General features: G+C 63.0%; 17 protein-coding genes and 1 tRNA gene. 7 read left to right on the top strand and 11 right to left on the bottom strand.

Annotated elements, in window-relative coordinates:
* Positions 1-5: 5 nt before the first annotated feature.
* From folD to KBB36_RS01475, 3 genes are read right to left on the bottom strand one after another with little or no spacing between them, the layout of a single operon-like run.
* Complete coding sequence (folD, locus tag KBB36_RS01465) at positions 6-881, bottom strand: bifunctional methylenetetrahydrofolate dehydrogenase/methenyltetrahydrofolate cyclohydrolase FolD (RefSeq protein ID WP_290975839.1); 876 nt, start codon at positions 879-881, stop codon at positions 6-8.
* Entirely contained in the window at positions 878-1,228 is a 351-nt protein-coding gene (locus KBB36_RS01470; RefSeq protein ID WP_290975841.1) for a DUF167 family protein, read from the bottom strand. Before KBB36_RS01470 ends, folD begins: the two co-directional genes overlap by 4 nt.
* A gap of 5 nt (positions 1,229-1,233) precedes the next feature.
* Positions 1,234-1,524: a YggT family protein gene (locus tag KBB36_RS01475; protein WP_290975843.1), complete on the bottom strand. Its 291-nt coding sequence runs from the start codon at positions 1,522-1,524 to the stop codon at positions 1,234-1,236.
* Between the two features lie 213 nt (positions 1,525-1,737).
* On the opposite strand from KBB36_RS01475, the gene KBB36_RS01480 reads away from it, so the two are divergent.
* Positions 1,738-1,813, top strand: a tRNA-Ala gene (locus KBB36_RS01480).
* Between the two features lie 258 nt (positions 1,814-2,071).
* Positions 2,072-2,485 carry a hypothetical protein gene (locus tag KBB36_RS01485; protein WP_290975846.1) on the top strand — a complete coding sequence of 138 codons (414 nt, stop codon included), beginning with the start codon at positions 2,072-2,074 and terminating at the stop codon, positions 2,483-2,485.
* Positions 2,486-2,504: 19 nt separating this feature from the next.
* Here KBB36_RS01485 and KBB36_RS01490 read toward each other — a convergent pair whose 3' ends face one another.
* The gene (locus KBB36_RS01490; protein WP_290975849.1) at positions 2,505-3,056 is read right to left on the bottom strand and encodes a hypothetical protein; all 552 of its coding nucleotides are present in this window, start codon (positions 3,054-3,056) and stop codon (positions 2,505-2,507) included.
* Between the two features lie 514 nt (positions 3,057-3,570).
* Here KBB36_RS01490 and KBB36_RS01495 point away from each other — a divergent pair.
* The 4 genes from KBB36_RS01495 to KBB36_RS01510 all read left to right on the top strand — a co-directional run bounded on the left by KBB36_RS01495 (position 3,571) and on the right by KBB36_RS01510 (position 8,583).
* Positions 3,571-4,719: an FIST N-terminal domain-containing protein gene (locus tag KBB36_RS01495; RefSeq protein ID WP_290975852.1), complete on the top strand. Its 1,149-nt coding sequence runs from the start codon at positions 3,571-3,573 to the stop codon at positions 4,717-4,719.
* Positions 4,712-6,982 carry an ATP-binding protein gene (locus KBB36_RS01500; RefSeq protein WP_290975855.1) on the top strand — a complete coding sequence of 757 codons (2,271 nt, stop codon included), beginning with the start codon at positions 4,712-4,714 and terminating at the stop codon, positions 6,980-6,982. Before KBB36_RS01495 ends, KBB36_RS01500 begins: the two co-directional genes overlap by 8 nt.
* Positions 6,979-7,875 carry a response regulator gene (locus tag KBB36_RS01505; RefSeq protein ID WP_290975858.1) on the top strand — a complete coding sequence of 299 codons (897 nt, stop codon included), beginning with the start codon at positions 6,979-6,981 and terminating at the stop codon, positions 7,873-7,875. Before KBB36_RS01500 ends, KBB36_RS01505 begins: the two co-directional genes overlap by 4 nt.
* A gap of 123 nt (positions 7,876-7,998) precedes the next feature.
* A complete protein-coding gene (locus KBB36_RS01510; RefSeq protein WP_290975861.1) occupies positions 7,999-8,583 on the top strand; it encodes a hypothetical protein in 585 nt (194 codons plus the stop codon).
* On the opposite strand, the gene KBB36_RS01515 is transcribed toward KBB36_RS01510, so the two are convergent.
* The 3 genes from KBB36_RS01515 to KBB36_RS01525 are packed head-to-tail and all read right to left on the bottom strand — an operon-like array spanning position 8,577 to position 12,669.
* Positions 8,577-9,779: an NAD(P)/FAD-dependent oxidoreductase gene (locus KBB36_RS01515; protein WP_290975863.1), complete on the bottom strand. Its 1,203-nt coding sequence runs from the start codon at positions 9,777-9,779 to the stop codon at positions 8,577-8,579. The genes KBB36_RS01510 and KBB36_RS01515 overlap by 7 nt on opposite strands.
* Positions 9,766-11,100, bottom strand: a complete 1,335-nt coding sequence (locus tag KBB36_RS01520) for a hypothetical protein (RefSeq protein WP_290975865.1) — start codon at positions 11,098-11,100, stop codon at positions 9,766-9,768. The genes KBB36_RS01515 and KBB36_RS01520 overlap by 14 nt, the downstream gene beginning before the upstream one ends.
* A 36-nt stretch (positions 11,101-11,136) precedes the next feature.
* Positions 11,137-12,669 carry a M81 family metallopeptidase gene (locus KBB36_RS01525; protein WP_290975867.1) on the bottom strand — a complete coding sequence of 511 codons (1,533 nt, stop codon included), beginning with the start codon at positions 12,667-12,669 and terminating at the stop codon, positions 11,137-11,139.
* 83 nt (positions 12,670-12,752) lie between these two features.
* Between KBB36_RS01525 and KBB36_RS01530 the strand changes: the two genes are divergently transcribed.
* On the top strand, positions 12,753-14,372 hold the full coding sequence (locus KBB36_RS01530; RefSeq protein ID WP_290975870.1) for an ABC transporter substrate-binding protein: 1,620 nt from the start codon (positions 12,753-12,755) through the stop codon (positions 14,370-14,372).
* A 35-nt stretch (positions 14,373-14,407) separates the two neighbouring features.
* On the opposite strand, the gene KBB36_RS01535 is transcribed toward KBB36_RS01530, so the two are convergent.
* The 4 genes from KBB36_RS01535 to KBB36_RS01550 all read right to left on the bottom strand — a co-directional run bounded on the left by KBB36_RS01535 (position 14,408) and on the right by KBB36_RS01550 (position 19,862).
* A complete protein-coding gene (locus KBB36_RS01535; RefSeq protein WP_290975873.1) occupies positions 14,408-15,583 on the bottom strand; it encodes a 3-hydroxybenzoate 6-monooxygenase in 1,176 nt (391 codons plus the stop codon).
* A 51-nt stretch (positions 15,584-15,634) separates the two neighbouring features.
* Complete coding sequence (locus tag KBB36_RS01540) at positions 15,635-16,810, bottom strand: hypothetical protein (RefSeq protein WP_290975875.1); 1,176 nt, start codon at positions 16,808-16,810, stop codon at positions 15,635-15,637.
* A 66-nt stretch (positions 16,811-16,876) separates the two neighbouring features.
* A complete protein-coding gene (locus KBB36_RS01545; protein WP_290975878.1) occupies positions 16,877-19,045 on the bottom strand; it encodes a methyl-accepting chemotaxis protein in 2,169 nt (722 codons plus the stop codon).
* 94 nt (positions 19,046-19,139) lie between these two features.
* On the bottom strand, positions 19,140-19,862 hold the full coding sequence (locus tag KBB36_RS01550; protein WP_290975881.1) for a hypothetical protein: 723 nt from the start codon (positions 19,860-19,862) through the stop codon (positions 19,140-19,142).
* Positions 19,863-19,887: the final 25 nt, after the last annotated feature.

A 19,887-nucleotide genomic window follows, 5' to 3' on the forward strand; every position in this document is an offset into this window, starting at 1 on the left:
CAGGGCTATAATGTGATGCCGAGGCGGCGGCAGGCGGCGGTGAGCGTGTTGCCGAGCAGGCAGGCGGTGGTCATCAGGCCGACACCGCCCGGCACCGGGGTGATAGCCGAGGCGACTTCAACGGCGGAAGCAAAATGCACATCGCCGACCAGCCGGGTTTTGCCATCTTCCCGGGGGATGCGGTTGATGCCGACATCGATCACCACGGCGCCGCGCTTGAGCCATTCGCCGCGTACCATCTCGGGCCGGCCCACGGCAGCCACCACGATATCGGCGGCACCGCATAGCCCGGGCAGGTCGCGGCTGCGCGAATGCGCCACCGTCACCGTGGCCGAGGCGCCGATCAGCAAAGCCGCCATCGGCCGGCCGACCAGGATCGAGCGCCCGATTACCAGCGCATTGGCGCCGGCCAGCGCCACGCCGACCTTTTCCAGCATGATCATGCAGCCTTTGGGCGTGCACGGCACCAGGGCTTCCATACCCTGGGCCAGCATGCCGGCATTGACCGGATGCAGGCCATCCACATCCTTGGCCGGATCAATCGCCTCGATGATGCGCTGGGTGTCGATATGGCCGGGCAACGGCATCTGCACCAGAATGCCATCCACCAGTGGATCGGCATTGAGCCGCGCCACCACGCCGAGCAGATCGGCCTGGCTGGTTTCAGCCGGCAACTTGATTTCGGTTGAGACCATGCCGGCTTCGCGAGTCAGCACACCCTTGTTGCGGACATAGACCTGACTGGCCGGGTCGTCGCCCACCAGCACCACGGTGAGGCCCGGCACGCGGCCGGTGCGGGCCTGGAACAGCGGCACTTTCGCTGCCACTTCGGCGCGGATTTCGGCGGCAATCGGTTTGCCTTCGATCAGGGTGGCTGTCATGTCACGCTTCCTTCATCATGGATTATCGCCTCGGCGGCGAGCCAGCTATCCAGCCGCTGGCGCCATTCGGCCGCAGCGCCGGCCAGCGCCACCTGCTTGTGGCGGTCGGTCTCGCCGGCAGCCAGCCGCAACAACCCCGCCGCCACGCCCAGCCGCTTGGCCAGCAGCTTGAGCAAGGCTGTGTTGGCCTTGCCCTTTTCCGGCACGGCGGTGACGCTGACCGCCAGTTCCATACCGCCGCTGGCGGTCGGCTTGAGGCCCAGCACGGCGTCGCGCCGCGCCTTCGGCGTCAGCCGCACCAGCAGGCGCAATTCGCCGCCGATTTCGGCATAGGGCTTGGCGTTCAAATCACTCAGAGCAAGGCCCGCGCCAGATCCTGCACCAGCAGCCTTTGCACAAACATCAGCAGCAGGATCAGCAGCACCGGCGAGATATCCAGGCCACCCAGATTGGGCATCACGCGGCGGATCGGCCGCAAGGCCGGCTCGGTCACCCGGTAGAGGAAATCGCCGAGCAGATAGACAAAGCGGTTGCGGGTGTTGATCACGTTGAAGGCGACCAGCCAGCTCAGAATCGCAGAGGCGATCAGCAACCAGATATAGAGGCTGATCAGGGTGTCGATCAGCCAGATAAAGGCATACATCGAAGCTCCTTCGCGCTGCGGGCGCCGTGGTGGCGCCAGTGATTTCAGGCCAGAGTGATACCGGCTGGCGCCAGCCCTGGCAACCATATGCCGCGCCCGGCGCCGGGCCGGACCTGCATTTTCCGCAAACCGGCGGTGGACAAAGCCGCCAAGCTTGGCTACAAGCATGCCGCCCGGTTGGCTGCAAGGCCGCCGTGCGCAGACTATCGCGCTGGGGCCGTAGCTCAGATGGGAGAGCGCCTCGTTCGCAATGAGGAGGTCAGGGGTTCGATTCCCCTCGGCTCCACCAATTCCAGCGCGATTGCTCATCACAACCAAAGCTGAAATCCAGCCACATCTAAAAGCCGGCCGGCAGCCGAGTCTTCACGCCTCGTTCCAACTGGCGTCTGCCTTTGCGCGCCTTGGCCTGCATGCCGGCCAGCACGGCGCTGCGCCCGAATATGCCGATAACCAGCTTTTTCGCGGCAGAGCCGAGCCTCTTGCGCAGCCATCTTCAGGCGAGCTATTTATCCGGCCATCAACCTTTGACATAGATGGAAGCTGCGCGATGCTGACCCGCCTTTTCGCCGCCCTGCCGCGTGTGCTGCTCGGCCTGATTTTCCTGGCTGGGGCGCTGGATGGCTTTTGGTTCATTTTCACCGGCCAGCATGCCATCCATCCGCCCACCTCGGATGCCGGGCTGGCCTTTGAGGCGGCGCTGAAAGCCACCGGGTTTTTCTGGCCGCTGATGAAAAGCGTGGAACTGGTGGCGGCTTTCTGCCTGCTGAGCAACAAGGCGCCGGCTTTGGGCCTGGCGCTGCTGGCGCCTTTGCTGGCCGTGATCGTGCTGTTTCACTTCGTGCTCAATCCCGGCGGCATCCCGCTGGCAATCATCCTGATCCTGCTGAGCGGCATTCTGGCCTTCCAGTATCGCCGGCGCTTTGCCGGCCTGATCGGTTCGAGCTGCCAGACCGGCAACTGAACGGCCGGCTCCGGCAGCCTCAGGCCGCCTCGCCCAGCATCTGCTGCGCCGATTTTTGCCGGAACAGGAACATCATGTTGGTGCCTGATAGCCAGTGATCGAACGGCGTAAGATGATGTGTGATCACGGCAAGCCCCTGGCTTTCGGCATAATCAAGAAATGTTTGCAGGTGCCACGGGGCGGCGATGATCGAACGCGCCGTGAGGTGCGGCTGCAGGGCGGCTAGCTGCCGGGCAACATGGCCAGGATCGGTGGTGGTTTCGTGCAGGAACAGGTCGATCTTGTGCTCCAACTGAGCCAGCACCTGTTCGGAATCGCCGCGCACCACTTCACCGCGATAGCCGGGAAAAAGCCGCCAGAGAAACGCATCGCGCTCCAGCACACGCAAGATCATGGCGGCGCCAAAGCCGTGGCGCACGCCCGCCTCAACAACAAAACCGGGCTTGGTGGCCCGGATCAGCAGGTAATGTGCCAGGCGATGGCCCCAGCGGTATTCCGGATCAACCAAAGCCTGCCAGTGGTGGGCATCCAGGGCTTCCTGGCAATAGCGGTGAAAATCCACATCAGCCAACAATTCCTCACGATAGCGCAAGATCTCGCTTAGGCTATGGCCGGTGATGGTTGCGATTGTGGCACACAGAACCCGCTGATTTTCCGGCGTGGTGTGGAAACTCTCCAATCCCGGCTTATAAGAGCGGAACAGTCATATTAGCGCCAGACGGAGGCGTGGGGCGAATGTGCGGAAGATCACCAGCAGGCGCGGCGCCAAAAGCAGGATTCGACCAAAAGGCCCCTCTAAAAGATGTTTTAAAATCATCAATCAACCCTGCAATTTTTTATATACGGTATTTTACAGAATATACTGCCGCAACAAACAATTTAAACGGGCGCCCTTCTTAATGCCCACAGGCCTTTTGCCACTGCTGCCGCCAGGGCTGTATCGCCCTGTCATTATTGCTGCAACAACAGGCGATATTCCAAAGGTTATCAAGAACTAACGCCAGCCCCCCTTGTGCAGTTATCGCGGCCGCCTGTAATCAATCAGCAGGCGAGAGCAGCCCGCCGGCCGAGAGGATGTGTTGGTCATGCGCGTATCCACCGCCCTGTGGCAGCCTGATTCAAATACAGCACCCGACCTGACCGCCTTGCCGGCTGATGCGGGCTTGGTGCTGTATTTCGGCAGCCGCGCGGCATTGGCCCGGCATCAGCCCTATCCTGCCCTGCGCGCCACCTGCCCCACGGCCCTGATCCTGGGTTGCAGCACGGGCGGCGAGATCATGGATGACGAAGTGCATGACGGCGCCATCGCCGCCGCCGCCATCCGTTTTAATCACACACCGCTGAGCCACGGCTCGGTTATGCTGCCGGCGAACGGCTCGTCCTTCGAGGCCGGCCAGGCCTTGGCGCAACAGCTGGAGGCTGACGATCTGGCCGGCCTGTTTGTGCTGAGCGACGGCACTCATATCAATGGCAGCGAGCTGATTGCCGGCCTGCAATCTGTTCTGGGCAAAAACATCATCATCACCGGCGGCCTGGCTGGTGATGGCGCCGATTTTGCCGAAACCTGGGTTGGCCTGAATGAAGTGGCAGCGCCCGGCCGCATTGCCGCTATCGGCTTTCGCGGCAAGGCGATACGGCTGGGCCATGGCAGCTTTGGCGGCTGGGATGCCTTTGGCCCGATCCGCAGCATCACGCGCTCAGAGGGCAACGTGTTGTATGAGCTGGATGGCAAGCCGGTGCTGCCGCTCTACAAATCCTATCTTGGGCCTGAAGCACAAAACCTGCCCGGCAGTGCGCTATTATTCCCGCTCACCATCGCGCCGCCCGGTCATGACAGGGAACGCCTGGTGCGCACTGTGTTGAAAGTGGATGAAGCCAATGGCTCGATGACCTTTGCCGGCGACGTGCCGCAGGGTTGGTCCGGGCAATTGATGCGCGGCAATTTCAACCAGCTTGTTGCCGGCGCGGAACAGGCGGCATTGGCCGCCAGCCAGCGCGCCGCCGGCATTGAGGGCGACCGGCTGGCCTTGCTGATCTCGTGTATCGGCCGCAAATTGCTGATGGGCCAGCGTGTGGTGGACGAGGCTGAGGAAGTGAAGGCGATCCTGCCGGACATGCCGCTGATCGGCTTCTACTCCTATGGCGAAATTGCCCCGCACAAGCTGACCGGCCGCTGCGAGTTGCACAACCAGACCATGACCATCACCATTCTGGGCGAAGAGAATCATGCCTGATACGGTGCATGGCCTGCTGCGCCGACAGATCCGGCAAGCGACGCATGACGGTATGCTTGATCTTGACCGGCTCTACAGCCTGGTGAGCAGCGCCTATCATGATGCCGATGCGGATCGTGAGCGCGAAATGCGCGCCAGCCAGCTTGTGTCGGAAGAATTGCAGGAGCTGCATGAAAAGCTGAAAGGCGAGAGCGAGCGCCGCCTCACACAAGCCAGAAACGAGCTTGATCTGGCGATTGAGGCTTCTGGTGCCGGCTTGTGGCGCTGGGATATCGCCACCAACAAATTCATGGTTTCGGACCGTTTTCGCAGCATCATCGGGATCGAGACCAATGCAGAATTTGAAGGCTTCTTTGGCGGCACCGGCTTTCACAGCCTGATCCACCCGGACGACCTGAACCTGGTCAAAACGGCCCTGCGCGGCATAACGCTGGGCGAGCCATTCGAGATCGAATTCCGCATCGTTCTGCGGAGCGGCGAAACCCGCTGGCTGCAAGGTATCGGCCGTGGTTTCGCAAGCGGGCCGGATCATCTGCGCCAGGCTGCGGGCACCATCGTGGATGTTACCGAGCGCCGCATCGCGCGCGAAAACCTGGGCTTTGCCATCGATGCCATGAATGAGGGCTTTGCCCTGTTCGATCCGGATGATTGCCTGCAATTGTGGAACCAGCGCTATATCGAGGCTTTTCCGCATCTGAAATCCGTGCTGCGGCGTGGCATCAGTTTTGAGGAAATCACGCAATTCGCAGCACAAGCCGCCAAGCTGGGTAACCGTGACTTCAACCCCACTGCCTGGGTGATGTGGCGCCTGAAGCAGCATCTCAATCCGGGCGAAGCTTTTGAGCAGACATTGCTGGATGGCCGGGTGTTGCGCACCATCGAACGGCGCACCTCGAATGGCGGCACAGTGCTGACGGTGCAGGATATCACCGGCGAGCGCGAGCGGCAGCGCCAGCTTGAAGAAGCAAAAAACCAGGCGGTTGCTTCAGACAAGGCCAAGTCGGATTTTCTGGCGGTGATGAGTCATGAAATCCGCACGCCGCTTAACGGCGTCACCGGCATGCTGCAGATATTGTCGCAATCACCGCTCTCCGGCCAGCAGGCAGAATGGGTTGCCACGGCGCAGCAATCGGCCGACCTGCTGTTAAGCGTGGTCAATAACATCCTCGACTTCTCCAAGCTGGAAACCGGCGCCTTCGAGCCGGACCCGGAAGACTTTGATCTCGACGCGCTGCTGGAAGGCGTTGTGTCGATGATGACACCGCGCGCCTTGCAGCGCGGCAACCAGATTGAACGCAGCATACCGGCCGATAGCCTGCGCTGGCTGCGCGCCGATACCTTCCGCCTGCGTCAGATCCTGGTCAATCTGATCGGCAATGCCATCAAATTCACCGAACATGGCCGCATTGATATCCGCGCCGATGCCAGGCCGGCAGCGCAAGGCCGCGTCGCATTACATTGCAGTGTGACCGATACCGGCATCGGCATCACCGAAGAGATACAGGCCCGCCTGTTCCGGCGTTTCAGCCAGGGCGATGCCTCCACCACACGCAAATATGGCGGCACCGGCCTTGGTCTAGCCATCTGCAAAAGCCTGGTGGAGAAGATGGGCGGCAACATCCAGGTGAACAGCGCCAGCGGGCAAGGTGCCAGTTTCAGCTTCAGCATCCTGTGCGACCCGGCTTTGTCCGTGGAAGGCGAAACCAGCCATCACCACGCGACAGCCGAGTTGCCCACCCTGAACCGCAATCTCAACATCCTGGTGGCGGAAGACAACGCCACCAACCAGATGGTGACGCGCCTGCTGCTGGAAGGCGGCGGTCATCATTGCACCATTGTGAATAATGGGATCGAAGCCGTTCAGGCGGTGCGCAGCGGCAGATTCGATCTGGTGTTGATGGATGTGGAGATGCCGGAAATGGACGGGCCAACGGCGGCACGTCAGATCCGCGCCCTGGGAAATGAAAAGGCTGATATCCCGATCATCGCGCTGACCGCCAATGCCTTTACCGATCAGCGCCAGGCCTATCTCGATTCCGGCATGAACGACTATGTCAGCAAGCCGATCGATCCGCATAAACTCAGCGCCTCGATTGCCCGGCAATGCGGCGATGGCGCTGAGGCCCTTGGCCCGCTGGTCGGCAGCCAGGATGGGCCGGCAGATGATGCCTTGACCCAGGATCACGCCGCCGAATTGAGCCTGCTGCTGGAACAGCTTAACTCGCTGGAAGCCAGTATCGAACCGGGAGCGCGCCGGCCATGAACCGGCAGCCGGCATCGCTGGAGCAGATCGATATCGTGGTGGTGGACGACAACCGCACCATGCTGAACCTGATGCGCACCATCTGCCGTTCCATCGGTATTCACAGAATCCGGGTATTCCAGAATGTCGAAGAGGGCATGAACGACATCCGCGTGATTCATCCCGATATCCTGATCACCGATTATGAGATGGAACCGATCACCGGGCTGGATCTGGTGCACATGATCCGCTCCGACAGCAACCCGGTCCTGAAGCGCCTACCGATCCTGATGGTGACGGCCCATTCGCATCGCGGGCTGGTGCTGGAAGCACGCGATACCGGGGTGGATGATTTCATCGTCAAGCCGGTATCCCCAGAGCGGGTTGAGGCCGGCATCCGGGCGATGATCGAGCGCAAGGCACGGTCTGCGGCATCTGCGCCGCCAAACGGCGATAACCAGGGCATGCTCCCTGGCAAAGACGGGGGCGACACTGCACAGCAGGCGATAAAGCTGGAGCGGTTGCGCAAGGCGGAACAGGAAATACGCGCCCTGAAGGAACAATACGAGCGCGATTTGCTGCCGGCCGTCACGCAGTTGGCCACGCTGCTGTCGCAGATCGAAGCCGGCCAGCTTGACCCTGACCGCCTGCCCAAGGCATTTCGCGCCGCGCATGACTTCAAGGGCCAGGGCGCCAGCTTCGGCTATCCACTGCTTTCCGAATTCGCCGGTTCGCTGGCGCGGCTGCTGCGCGACAAAATCCAGCTTACCGAAGTTGAACTTAAAATCGCCCGCGCCCATGCAGATGCGCTTATCATCGTGGCGCGCAATCGTATCCGCGGTGATGGCGGCCAGACCGGCCGCGCCCTGCGCCAGAGCTTTGAACGCATGGTGGCCAAAATCGGCGGCCAGTGAGCCTATAAGTTCAAAAACGGCGCCTCACGGGTGCTTTGCGCCAGATCAATGCCAGATGCGCTGACCAGCGACATAACAGCCGCATAAACAGCGCCTTCATTCCTGCCCTTCCCGGAGTCCACCATGCCGACCGCCAGCCTGACGATGCCAACCGGCAACCTGCATGCCAATCCGGTACTGCATGCAGCCCTGCTCTACTGGCTCAGCCTGCCGAAAGCGCATGACGAGGCCTTGCCGGATTTCCTGCATATCGATGCGGAGACGATTCCGCATGACATCCTGCCGCATCTGCTGATCGCCGAGATGAGTGATGCCGATTTTGACCATGGCCATTACCTGCTGGCCGGCACCGAGATCAAACGCTGGTTCCGCCTGCCGCCCGAAGGGCTGGATGTGGATCATGCGGCGCGTATCACCCCGGCCGGCTATATCGACCATATGTATGAAATCGCCCGCGACCTGGTGGCGCGCCGCATGCCGCTGCATGTACAGACCAAGTTCCTGCAACCACATCAGCCGCCGGTGATATCCGAAAGTGTGGTGATGCCGCTGACCCGCGGCGGCGACAAGGTGGAATGTGTGATGATCGTGCAGGTGTTTCACAGCCCCGGCGCCGCAGCCAATGCGCCCGCGCCCGAGCCGCATGCCCTGCTGCCGCCAGGCGCCGATGTGATGGTGGAATACAGCCCGATCCGCCCGGCCTATTGACGGCGCTGCAAGGCCCGGCCCGCCGCCTGGCCGGATGCCCAGGCCCATTGAAAATTGAAGCCGCCGAGATGGCCGGTGACATCCACCACCTCGCCGATACAATAAAGCCCCGGCACGGCGCGCGCCATCATGCTCTGGGATGACAGCCCGGCGGTGTCGACGCCGCCGAGCGTCACTTCCGCCGTGCGATAGCCCTCATGCCCGGCCGGCAGCAGGCGCCATTGTTTCAGCGTGTTGGCGGCCTGGCGCAGCCGCGCATCGCTGAGATCAGCCAGCCGCATGGTGCCATCATCGCCGGCGCGGAACAAAGCCAGGCGGCGCGGCAGCCATTGCCCGATAGCCGTGGCCAATTCCTGTTTCGGCGTTTCACGCCGCGCCTGTTTCAGCTCCGCCAGCACATCCTGCTCTGGCGCCAGATCGGCCTCGATCGCCGCGCCCTCGCGCCAATAGGATGAAATCTGCAACACTGCCGGACCGCTGAGGCCGCGATGGGTGAAGAGCAGGGCTTCGCGGAACCGCGTCTTGGCGCAGCTCAGAACACTATCCGGTACCGCCAGGCCGGCCAGGGCGCGCAAAGGCTCCAGTTCCTCAGGCGCGAAAGTGAGCGGCACCAGCCCGGCGCGGGTGGGCACCAGATTGAGGCCGAATTGCGCAGCGATGCGATAACCCAGGCCACTGGCGCCAAGCTTGGGAATCGAAAGCCCGCCGGTGGCCACCACCAATTGCGGCGCCGTATAGTGGCCTTGATCCGTGCTGACCTGATAACCCGCGCCATCATGCGCCACGGCGGCAATGCTCTCGCCCAGGCGCAGCACCACGCCGCCCTTCTCACATTCCGCCAGCAACATGGCGACGATCTGCCTGGCCGAGCCGTCGCAGAATAGTTGGCCCAGGGTTTTTTCATGCCAGGCAATGCCATGCGCTTCCACCAGGGCGATGAAATCCTGCGGCGTGTAGCGGCGCAGAGCCGAGGTGCAGAAATGCGGATTGGCCGAGATGAAATGCCCCGGCGCGGCATTCAGATTGGTGAAATTGCAGCGCCCGCCGCCGGAAATGCGGATTTTCTCGCCCGGGCTTGTCGCATGATCCAGCAGCAGCACACGCAGGCCGCGCTGGCCGGCCACGCCGGCACACATCAGCCCGGCGCCGCCGGCGCCGAGCACAATCACATCAAAAGCAGAATCAGGGTCGGTCACGCGGCGGCACACGGGTTTCCAGGGCCGGCGGCGTATACGCCACCCGGAAGCGGCAGGGCGCATTGCCGTAGCGCGCTTCCAGCGCCTGGCAGGCTGCGGCAATGCCGGCCGGATTGGGTTTGGTGCCGGTTTCGATCCAGCCCAGCAGGGCGGCAAACAGCGCCGGATAGACCGGATCAGCCAGATAGCTGTGATCGGCATGCTCGGTGAAGCTCTGCACCAGATTGCCGCCCTGGCCGGCGCGTTCCATCGTGCTGCGGAAATACGCATCCAGCTCCACAAACGCCGTCGGGTCGTTCAGGCCCTTCACCGTCACGACCGGCAGCCGGATACGGCCGCTGGGATCGGTATCGGCGCCGAAGCTGGCCACCGCCTGGGGATCGGCGCGATAGCGCAGCACCCCTGCATTCAGGCTTGCATCATCGGCCGAGCCGGCATACCGCACGCCGCTATTGCCGAAGGCGCTGCGGCCGGCGGTGCGCTTCTGGGCGATATCCTGGAAATGCCAGGTGGCCCAGGCCAGATGGCCCTGGATCGACCGCTCCGGAATCTTGATGACATCGGCGATGGTTTTCACCTTCGCCTGTTGCTCGGGGCTGCGCTGCGCCGCCGGCTTGTCGAGGCCGAGGCAGTCATTGACCCGCCGGGTCAGTTCCGGCCGGGTCAGCGCCGCGCCTTCCGGCAGGCCCTGCCAGAGCGGATAAGCCGGCTCATTCGGTGCCGGGTGGTTGTTGCACAGATACTGGTAGACAACACGCAGATCGAGGCGGAAATCGTAGGAACGCGTGCCGCCGGCCAGCACGCCGCTGGTGAGCAGCACGCCGTCATAGGCGCGGCCATACATCTCGGCGCCCATAGCCGCCACCCCGGCGCCCCAGGATTGCCCATGCAGGATGGTGCGCTTGGGTACGGCAACATGACGCCGGAAAATCCGGTTCAGCCGCTCGGTATCCTCGGCAGCGGCGCGCAAAGCCACGCCGCCCTGGCGGAAGCTGGAACCGGCCCAGGCATAGCCGGCACGCACGGTGATCGACCAGCGTTTGAAATCCTCTTCGGTGCGCTTCATCGATGGCGCGCCGAGTTCCGGCCCGCCATGGGCATGCAGCACCAGATGGCCATTCCAATCCGCCGGGATCGCAATCAGATAAAACGCCCCCGCCCGATCCTGGCCAGCCAGGCAGCGCGTGCCGGCCGGTGCGGCATCCGGGCAGTTTTGCGCCACAGGCGCCGCTTCCAGGGCGGTGTCGGGGCCGGGCAGGCTGCCGGCGCAGCCGGCAAGCAGCAGCCCGGATAACAGCAGGGCCAGGTTCGGGCGCTTCATTGGCGTTTCCTCGGTTGGTGTTTTTTTATCTTTGCCTCAGGCCGGCGCCCAATCCAGCTCGGGATCAAGCGGGAAGATCGGGCGCGGCACATTTTTCCACGGCACGCGCTGCAACATCGGCGTGGTGAGACCGGGCGCATCGACTTCGATGATGCGGTCATCGCTGAACAGATCATCGAAGCCGGCGCGGAAATGGCCGCGCGATTTCACCACCAGCGAACGCAGGGCGCGCAGATCGATTCCCAGGCTTTCAAAGAACATCGGGTCCAGCGCCTGATGGCGATAGGTGGTGACCACCACGATGATGCCATCCACGGCGATGGCCGCCGCCTTGCCCATATCCATCTGCCGCCCGGCCGCCATGCCGCGCCGGCCGACAAACAGGCCGTCACTCAGCCGCAGCACACGCGCCGGCAGCGTCACTGTGCCGGAAAAACTGGTGCTGGGTTTGCGGTTGAAGGTGGCGGGAAATTGCACGCCTTCGCCCAATTGATGCGCCTCGGCGGCCAGTTCCGGATCGAAGAACGGCCCGATGGCGCAGCCGCTGACGCCGGCCTTGTGAAACGCTTCCAGGATATAGGCCGTGTTGCCGCCACCGCCGCCGCCCGGATTATCCGCCACATCGGCAAACAGCAGCGAAGGCAAGCCCGGATCGGCCGCCACCGCCAGCGCCTTCCGGGTGCAATCGGCAATCGAGGTCAGTTTGGCGACAAACCGCTGGCGCTGGCTCCAGACATGTGCCGCCACATCGCGCGCCACGGCATCGGCGCGTTCCTGGCTGGCAGCGGTCACCACCACCGATGTGCCATTCTTTGGCGTGTCGCCCAGCGAAAAGCCGGAATTGATCGATACGTCCCACACCTCCTGGCCATCCACGAATGTCTGGCCATAGGCGATCACATCGGCATAGGGCCCGGCCTTGGTATTCTGCGAGGTGGAAGGCGGGATGAAGGGCAGTTTCTGATAGCCGTTGAAGGGCCGCTCGCCGGCCAGCATACGATGCAGGTGGCGCGCGCAATCGGCGCCGCGCTCGGCCATATCGGTATGCGGATTGCAGCGATAGCTGATCAGCGCATCGGTCAGCGCCACCATGTCGGCGCTGAGATTGGCATGCAGATCGAGCGTGCAGATCAGCGGCACATCCGGGCCGATTACCTCGCGCACGGCGCGAAACAACGTGGCATCGGGATCAACATCCACCGTGGCAATGGCGGCGCCATGCTGTGACAGGAAAACCGCATCCAGCGGGCCGCCGGCAGCGATATGATCGCGCAGATGCTGCACCAGGCGGGCAACAAACCAGTCGTAAAAACCCTGCTCCACCGGGCCGGAAGCGCCCACCGCGCCGAGGATCAGCGGCAGTTTCTGCCACGATCCGAGCGCATCCATCGCCTGGGTGAAACCGGTGACGGTGGGCGGGCTGGCCGGTGCCGGCTTGGCGATATCGGCCAGCAGATCGGCGCCTTCCAGCAGCACCGCATCGCGGAATTCGGCCTCGGTGGCGATCGGCGCATTATTGTTGCTTTCCAGCATGAAGCCGCCGAAAGCGACGCGATAGAGCTTGTTCATATCAGGCTACCATTTGACAGCGGGGCGACGATTGTTCTCATACTAACGAAGCAGTTACTGCGGGGGCAATCATGGAGAGGGCAATGTTTCACATCAACCGGCGCAACCTGATTACCAGCGGCATGGCGCTCGGCGCCTTGGCGGCTTTGCCGGGTGGCGCCCGGGCGCAGGCCGGCGCCACCGTGGTGGCCGGCACGCTGACGCTGGGCACCAAGCTGGAGCTGAACACCCTCGACCCGCATTTTTTCAACGGCTTTCCGCAGGCTTCCAGCCACATCCTGATCTTCGATGCGCTGTTTGAACTGGATGAGCGTTTTGTCGCCCGCCCGGCTTTGGCCACCGGCTACAAACTGGTCAGCGAATTGATCTGGGAGATCGAGCTGCGCAAGGGCGTGAGCTTCCATAACGGCGCCGCCTTCACCGCCGCCGATGTGGTGGCGACCTATGAGCGCGTGCCGCATGTGCCGAACAGCCCGAATCTGTTCAGCCAGTTCACCAAATCCATCGACCGGATCGAAGTGGTGAACCCGCATCTGATCCGCTGCCACACCAAGGAGCCGAACCCGACCCTGCCGGGCGACCTGGCCCGCGTGTTCATCATCCCGGCGGCTTTGGCCAAGGCCAGCACGGCGGATTTCAACCTGGGCGGCGAAGCCGGCAAGGGCGCCTGTATCGGCACCGGGCCATATCGGGTCACTGAATGGGTCAATGGCGACCGCCTGCTGCTGGAAGCCAGCCCGACTTACTGGGGGCCGAAGCCGGTCTGGGGCAAGGTGGTGGAGAAGGTGATCAAGAGCGATCCCACCCGCATCGCCAACCTGCTTTCGGGCCAGGTTGATGCCATCGACGAAGTGCCGCCGGCCGATCTGCCGCGGCTGCGCGACGATGCCCGTTTCGGCACCTATAGCGGCCCCAGTTCGGTGGTGCATTACATCGCCTTTGACAGCGACCGCGATGACAGCCCGTTCATCAGCGCCAAGGATGGCCAGCCGCCGCTCAAGGGCAATCCGCTGAAGGACAAGCGGGTGCGCCGCGCCCTGTCGCTGGCGATCAACCGCGAGCTGATTGCCACCAGGTTGATGGATGGCTCGGTGACGCCAGCCTCGCAATTCATGCCCTCCAGCTTTGAAGGCACCAGCCAGAAACTGAAACCGCAGGCCTTCGACCCCGATTTGGCCAAGAAGCTGCTGGCCGAGGCCGGCTATACCGATGGCTTCAAGATCACCCTGCATGCCACCGGCGACCGCTATCCGAAGGACCGCGACATCGCCCAGGCCATCGGCCAGACCTGGACCCGGCTGGGGTTGCAGGTGGCGATTGAGGCTGTGCCCGGCACGGTTTTCTTCGGCCAGGCCAGCACGCAGAAATACTCGGCCTTCATCGCCCAGTATGGCACCGAGGAAGCCCTGGTGGGGCCGCGCGCGCTGATCCATACCGTGGATGCGACACGCGGCTTCGGCACCGCCAACCGCACGCGCCATTCCAATGCCGCGATCGACGCGCTGATCCAGAAGGCGGCGGTGGAGATGGACAAGGACAAGCGCAATGTCCTGACCGCCCAGGTGCTGGAAGCGGTGATCGAGGAACAGGCCTTCATCCCGGTCTTCCATCCCAATTGGCAATTCGCCGCGCGCAAGGAATTGCTGGTGCAAAGCCATCCGTTGCGCCGCTTCAACGCCTTCATGGTGAAACCGAAGGCGTAAGGCAGGGTTCATAACGGTTTCGGCGCCGCCATGCCTCAGGCGCCGCTGGCGCCGAAACCGTAGAGCCAATCCAGGCTGGTGTAAAAATCCGCCGGGCTTTTGGCGCCGAGCCAGGCATTGCGCGCCAGGCGCTGCGCCCCGGCCGGGTGATAGACGTATTCGCCCATGGCGCGCGAGGCCAGTTGCAGCCGCGTGGTGCGCGGCAGCCGGGCGGCGGCATAGGCTGCCAAAGCCGCCGGAATATTGTCCAGTTCTGCGCCGAGTGTTTCACCCAGGCAGACTGCATCCTCCAGCGCCATGCAGGCGCCCTGGGCCATATATTGCAGCATCGGATGCGCGGCATCACCCAGCAGCGCAACGCGGCCATCAACCCAGTTTTCCTGCGGCTCGCGGTCACACAGCACCCAGCGTTTCCAGCTTTCGGCGGCATGAATGATGCGCTGGGCGCGCGGCACCACATGGGCAAAGCTGGCTCGCACCAGCTCAGTCGGCACCGGCTCGCCGGCCACGGCTTCGCTGGCATCGGTATGCACCGTGGCCACCAGGTTGAACACTTTCCAGCCTTGCAGCGGGTAATGCACGATATGGCATTTCGGCCCGGCCCATAGCGTGGCGGCATTCCAGCGCAATTCTTCCGGCATCTGCTCGGTGGGAATCACCGAACGATAGGTGGTGTGGCCGGAAACGCGCGGTTCGCCATCGCCCACCAGCCGGGCGCGCACCGCCGAGCGCAGGCCGTCGGCGCCGATCAGCGCCTGGCCTGGCAGCCTTTCGCCATTCTCAAGCAAGGCCACCACGCCTGTGGTTTCATGGGCGTAATCCACCACGCGGGCAGCAGTGCGCAGGGCAACCCGCGGATCGGCGCGGCAGCCTTGCAGCAAAACGCCATGCAGATCAGCGCGGTGGATCACGGCATAGGGATTGCGGAAATGCTGGCGGAACGGCGCCTCCAGCGGAATGGTGCAGATACGCTGGTCTGACACCGCATCCATCAGCACCAGGCCGTCAACATACACTGCCTTGTCGCGCGCCAGGGCGCCGACGCCGAGGCGGTCCAGCGCATGGAAGGCATTGGGGCCGATCTGGATGCCGGCGCCGATCTCGCCGAGATTGCCGGCCTGTTCCAGCACCGTGACTTGCAGCCCCTGACGTGCCAGAGCCAAAGCTGCCGCCAGGCCGCCAATGCCGCCACCCGCCACCAGTATTGTCATGCCGCCCGCTCCCGCATTCCGGCCCCAGCCGCTTTATCTGTATGCGGTTTTCTACCCGGTGATGAATCCGCTGTCACCATCGCCAGCACCATCCTCCTCGGCGCGGCGCTCCGGCATCGCGAACACGGCTTTCTGCGCCGCCAGGATTTCGCTCAGATGCACAAACTGGAACCGCCGCGTCTTGAGCCGGTCGATATAACTGTCGATCACACTCAACGCATGGTCGATCTTCGAGATATTCTCGCCAAGCTGCCAGAATTTCTCATTGGCGCTGAGCAGGAAATTAACAAAATCGGCCGAGCCGGTCTGATGCACAAACAGCTTGTCGAAACTGTCGTTATATTGCTGCAACAGGCTGTGGATGATGCGCGTGGCATAGACCATGCCCTTGGCCACCGCATCGCGGTCGGCATCATAATCCTTGCGGTTTTCCCGGGCGACATAATCCACCGGCTCGCTTTCGCCGGCCAGCCAGGTGACCAGATCCATCAGCCGCTGTTTGATGCGCACATATTCGTATTCAAAATACGAGATGCCCTTCCAGCCATAAAAAACCTCAAAGGTCTTGTCGGGCGGGATGGCAAAGGCCTTGGCGATATCGCGCAAGGCTTCCATGTCATCCAGGAACCACAGCTTGTGCACCAGTTTCTCAACCCGTGCGGCACGATCCGGCGCCGTGGGCGGGATCAGTGTCTGCACCATCTTGTCAAAACGCTGATTGATGAAGGCGCGCACCGCCTCGTATTCCTGCGGCGTGATGGCGAAATAGGCTTCATCGGCCACAATGCCCTTGCTCTGCAATCGGTCCTTGACCAGAAACGGCGCATAGGACGGGATCGAGCAGAAGGCATCGATGATGGTCTGGTCGCGCTGGCGGCGCGGATCGTCAAGCGTTTCGCTGAGCAGGCCGGCATCCTGCAAGGCACGCCAGCCGCCGCGCATCCGCGGCAAATACGAGATGCCGCCTTCGCCCAGCGCATCCACGTTATAGGGTATCACCAGCTTTGTTTCGGTGTAGTTGCCGAGTGAAAAATCCGATACCCGCGTGGTGGTTTCCTTGACCACAAAACAGCGGTTGAGCCGCGCATTGGCAAAGAGCGGCTGGCGTTCTGCGCCATCCTCCAGCGGCGGCGCAGCGGCCAGCGCGCGCGTGAACAGCAGCGTGGCATAAACCCGCGACGTGCTGGAATTCAGCGTCGCGAGGAATTTTTCCTTGGCGTTTTCCATCGGGTCGGCATCCTATCCGACGCCCCCGACGGGCGATAGTTCGCCCGCCGTTATCAACTGCTCACATCAGAGCCGGAAGAAGCCCACGGTCTGCGCCAGCTGGTCGGCCTGGCCGGCCAGCGACTGCGCCGCCGCATTGGTCTGTTCCACCAGGGCGCCGTTGCGCTGGGTCATCTCGTCCATATTACCCACGGCAACATTGACCTCCTCCAGCCCGGTGGCCTGTTCGGCCGAGGCGGCGGCGATCTCGGCCACGATATCCGACACTTTCTTGATCGCGCCGACAATCTCGTCGAGCGACTGGCCGGTCTGGTTGACCAGAGCGGCGCCGCTGCGCACCTGATTGTTGGATTCCACGATCAGCGCCTTGATATCCTTCGAGGCATTGGCGGAACGCTGCGCCAGGCTGCGCACTTCCTGCGCCACCACGGCAAAGCCCTTGCCGGCCTCGCCGGCGCGTGCCGCTTCCACCGAAGCATTCAGCGCCAACAGGTTGGTCTGGAAGGCAATCTCGTCGATCAGGCCAACAATATCGCCGATCTTGCGCGCGCTATCCTCGATCCGCGCCACTGCCGCCACCGCATCGGCCACCACGCTGCCGCCCTTGTTGGCGGTATCCCGCGCCGCGCCGGCCAGCTGGTTGGCGGCCTGGGCGTTATCGGCATTCTGCTTCACCGTGGCGGTGATCTCGTGCATCGAGGCCGCCGTCTCTTCCAGGCTGGCGGCCTGCTGCTCGGTGCGGCCGGCCAGATCGGTAGAGCCGGCGGAGATTTCATGCGCCGCATCGCGCACCGCATGGGTGGCGGTGCCCAGCTGCTGCACAATTTCGGTCAGCTTGGTTGCCATGCGGTTGGCATCCTGCTGCAATTCGGCAAACACGCCATGATGCGTGCCGGCCATGCGGGCGCCAAGATCACCATCGGCCAGCCGGCCGAGCACATCCGACAATTCACGCAGCGCGCCATCGGTGGTGCCGACTAGGCGGTTGACGCCTTCGCCCAGCTTGCGCATCACGCCATCCAGCTGATCGGTGGCAATACGCTGCGCCAGATCGCCATTGGCGGCGGCCTGCACCACCTGGCCGACGGCACGATCCAGCGCCGCTTCCTGCTCCTGCCGCTCCGCCTCATGCTGCCGGCGCTGGCTTTCCTGCTCGGCAGCGAGGCGGCGATTTTCCTGTGCATTGCGCTTGAACACCGCCAAAGCCGCCGCCATGCGACCGATTTCGTCGGCGCGGGCTTCTTCGGGGATCGTGGTTTCCAGTTCACCCTTGGCCAATTGCTGCATGGCGCCGGTGATCGCCATGATCGGCCGGTTGATGCCGCGGGCCAGCAACACCGCAATCACGGCGGTGAGCACCAGCGAACCGATGGCAATCGCCAGCAGCACCAGCAAAGCGTTGCGTGCTTCGGCAGCCTGCCTGCTGGTATCGGCGACGATTTCCACCACCGCCACCGGCTGGCCGGAATAATTGGTCATCGGCGCGGTGAGCACGGCGTAATCGGCGCCATTGCGGCTGCCGCTGCCCAACTGGATTTCCCCCCGCATCGCCGCTTTGAGAGCGGCGGCAGAAGCCATCTGCTCCTTGCGCGTGGCGGCATAGAGTTTGAAATTGTCGCCATCGGGCAGATGGATACTCACCTCCACCTTGCTGCGCGCCTTCATGCGTTTGACAAATTCCTCGCCCAGCACGGTGCCGGTATCCACCACGCCGATCAGCTTGCCATCGGCACGCAGCGGCACGCTGGCGAAGATCGAAAGATTGTCGCGGCCCGGCTCGATGCCGCTATGGGTGCGGTTGGTTTCCAGTGTCTGCTTCACGGTCAGGCGCCGCGCCAGCACATTATCGCCAAAGGCAGTGGGATTATGCGAGCGCATGAAGGCGATGCCCGGCGGCACCTGCACGGTGATCAGGCCGATACCCTGGCGCTCGGTGAGGAATTTCATGGTTTCGGCCAGCACGGCCAGGCCGGCGGCGCGATCCTGCTTCACCACCGCTTCCTGCACGGCGCGCAAACCGGCCACAGTGTTGCTGACGGCTTCGAGCGCGCGGATTTCCTGCACCACACCATCCTGCACATCGCTGTAATAATCGCGCATCTGCTGCTCGATATCAGCGCGCGCATTGCTCAGATTGTCGGCCACCATATAAGCGGCAACGATGCCGATGCCGAGAAAGGTGGCGGCCAGCATGGCGGCGACAATACGCGCGCCGATGGAGCGTTGCAGGATCATGGACATTTCCCCCGATACTAAAAAAAACGCGAGTGATACGTGTTCGGGGGGGATCATCCGGCCTTGCCCGGAACTTGGCAAGTATGCCGCAACCTCAGTGTAATATTAGTTTGCGCTCTGGCCGGCTGCCACGCATGCCAGGACCACAGGCAACAAATTCTGTCAGATTCTTCGCGTAACAGATGCGTATCTCACTCAACGCATCATCTTTCACGATCAACACCATATGCTCACGCTTCAGGCCAAGCACGGCATTGGCATTCTGGAATGCGTCCAGCACCGCGCCGGCGGTGTTCGGCCCGGGCGTCAGGGCGGGCAGCGTCAGGCGCTGCATCAATTGTTCCTGGGCGGCAAAATACGCTGCCATGCTGAGGCCGCTGCACGCGCCATGTTTGGCCCATTGGCAATTCATCAGCGCAGCGCTGGGCTGGCGGCAGAGATGGCGCCGCAGCAAGGCTTCCGGCACAGCCGCAGCATCCGGCTGGCAATATTGCGGCCAGGGCTGATTGCTGCCGGACTGATTCCTGCCGGACTGGGCTTCCTGATATTGCGGCCACAGGCCATGCACCACAAAGCCGAAGCGATTATCGGCGCATTGCAGGCGGTTGCCGCGCGCCTGGCGCGGTTCGGCGCAGAAAGCCGGCGACCAGCTCAGCGCCAGCACATAATAATCAAACTGCCCCGCCACACCCCGGCTTGGGCCTTGCTGCGCACAGGCGCGGCTTTCCAGCCGCTCCGGCAGGCGACAGCTCTTAGTTTCGGCCCGCAGCGGCGCAGGCAACAGCAACAGCAGAAGGGCGACAAGCAGGCGGATCATCGGCTAAAGATTCACCAGCCGGCAT

The organism is Ferrovibrio sp. (assembly GCF_017994015.1).
Classification (GTDB): domain Bacteria; phylum Pseudomonadota; class Alphaproteobacteria; order Ferrovibrionales; family Ferrovibrionaceae; genus Ferrovibrio.

What these genes read in the sequence shown, in the direction of transcription:
- folD (WP_290975839.1), bottom strand. Translation starts at nt 881, where the DNA reads ATGACAGCCACCCTGATCGAAGGCAAACCGATTGCCGCCGAAATCCGC.
- KBB36_RS01475 (WP_290975843.1), bottom strand. Translation starts at nt 1,524, where the DNA reads ATGTATGCCTTTATCTGGCTGATCGACACCCTGATCAGCCTCTATATC.
- KBB36_RS01485 (WP_290975846.1), top strand. Translation starts at nt 2,072, where the DNA reads ATGCTGACCCGCCTTTTCGCCGCCCTGCCGCGTGTGCTGCTCGGCCTG.
- KBB36_RS01495 (WP_290975852.1), top strand. Translation starts at nt 3,571, where the DNA reads ATGCGCGTATCCACCGCCCTGTGGCAGCCTGATTCAAATACAGCACCC.
- KBB36_RS01500 (WP_290975855.1), top strand. Translation starts at nt 4,712, where the DNA reads ATGCCTGATACGGTGCATGGCCTGCTGCGCCGACAGATCCGGCAAGCG.
- KBB36_RS01505 (WP_290975858.1), top strand. Translation starts at nt 6,979, where the DNA reads ATGAACCGGCAGCCGGCATCGCTGGAGCAGATCGATATCGTGGTGGTG.
- KBB36_RS01510 (WP_290975861.1), top strand. Translation starts at nt 7,999, where the DNA reads ATGCCGACCGCCAGCCTGACGATGCCAACCGGCAACCTGCATGCCAAT.
- KBB36_RS01520 (WP_290975865.1), bottom strand. Translation starts at nt 11,100, where the DNA reads ATGAAGCGCCCGAACCTGGCCCTGCTGTTATCCGGGCTGCTGCTTGCC.
- KBB36_RS01525 (WP_290975867.1), bottom strand. Translation starts at nt 12,669, where the DNA reads ATGAACAAGCTCTATCGCGTCGCTTTCGGCGGCTTCATGCTGGAAAGC.
- KBB36_RS01530 (WP_290975870.1), top strand. Translation starts at nt 12,753, where the DNA reads ATGTTTCACATCAACCGGCGCAACCTGATTACCAGCGGCATGGCGCTC.
- KBB36_RS01535 (WP_290975873.1), bottom strand. Translation starts at nt 15,583, where the DNA reads ATGACAATACTGGTGGCGGGTGGCGGCATTGGCGGCCTGGCGGCAGCT.
- KBB36_RS01540 (WP_290975875.1), bottom strand. Translation starts at nt 16,810, where the DNA reads ATGGAAAACGCCAAGGAAAAATTCCTCGCGACGCTGAATTCCAGCACG.
- KBB36_RS01545 (WP_290975878.1), bottom strand. Translation starts at nt 19,045, where the DNA reads ATGATCCTGCAACGCTCCATCGGCGCGCGTATTGTCGCCGCCATGCTG.
- KBB36_RS01550 (WP_290975881.1), bottom strand. Translation starts at nt 19,862, where the DNA reads ATGATCCGCCTGCTTGTCGCCCTTCTGCTGTTGCTGTTGCCTGCGCCG.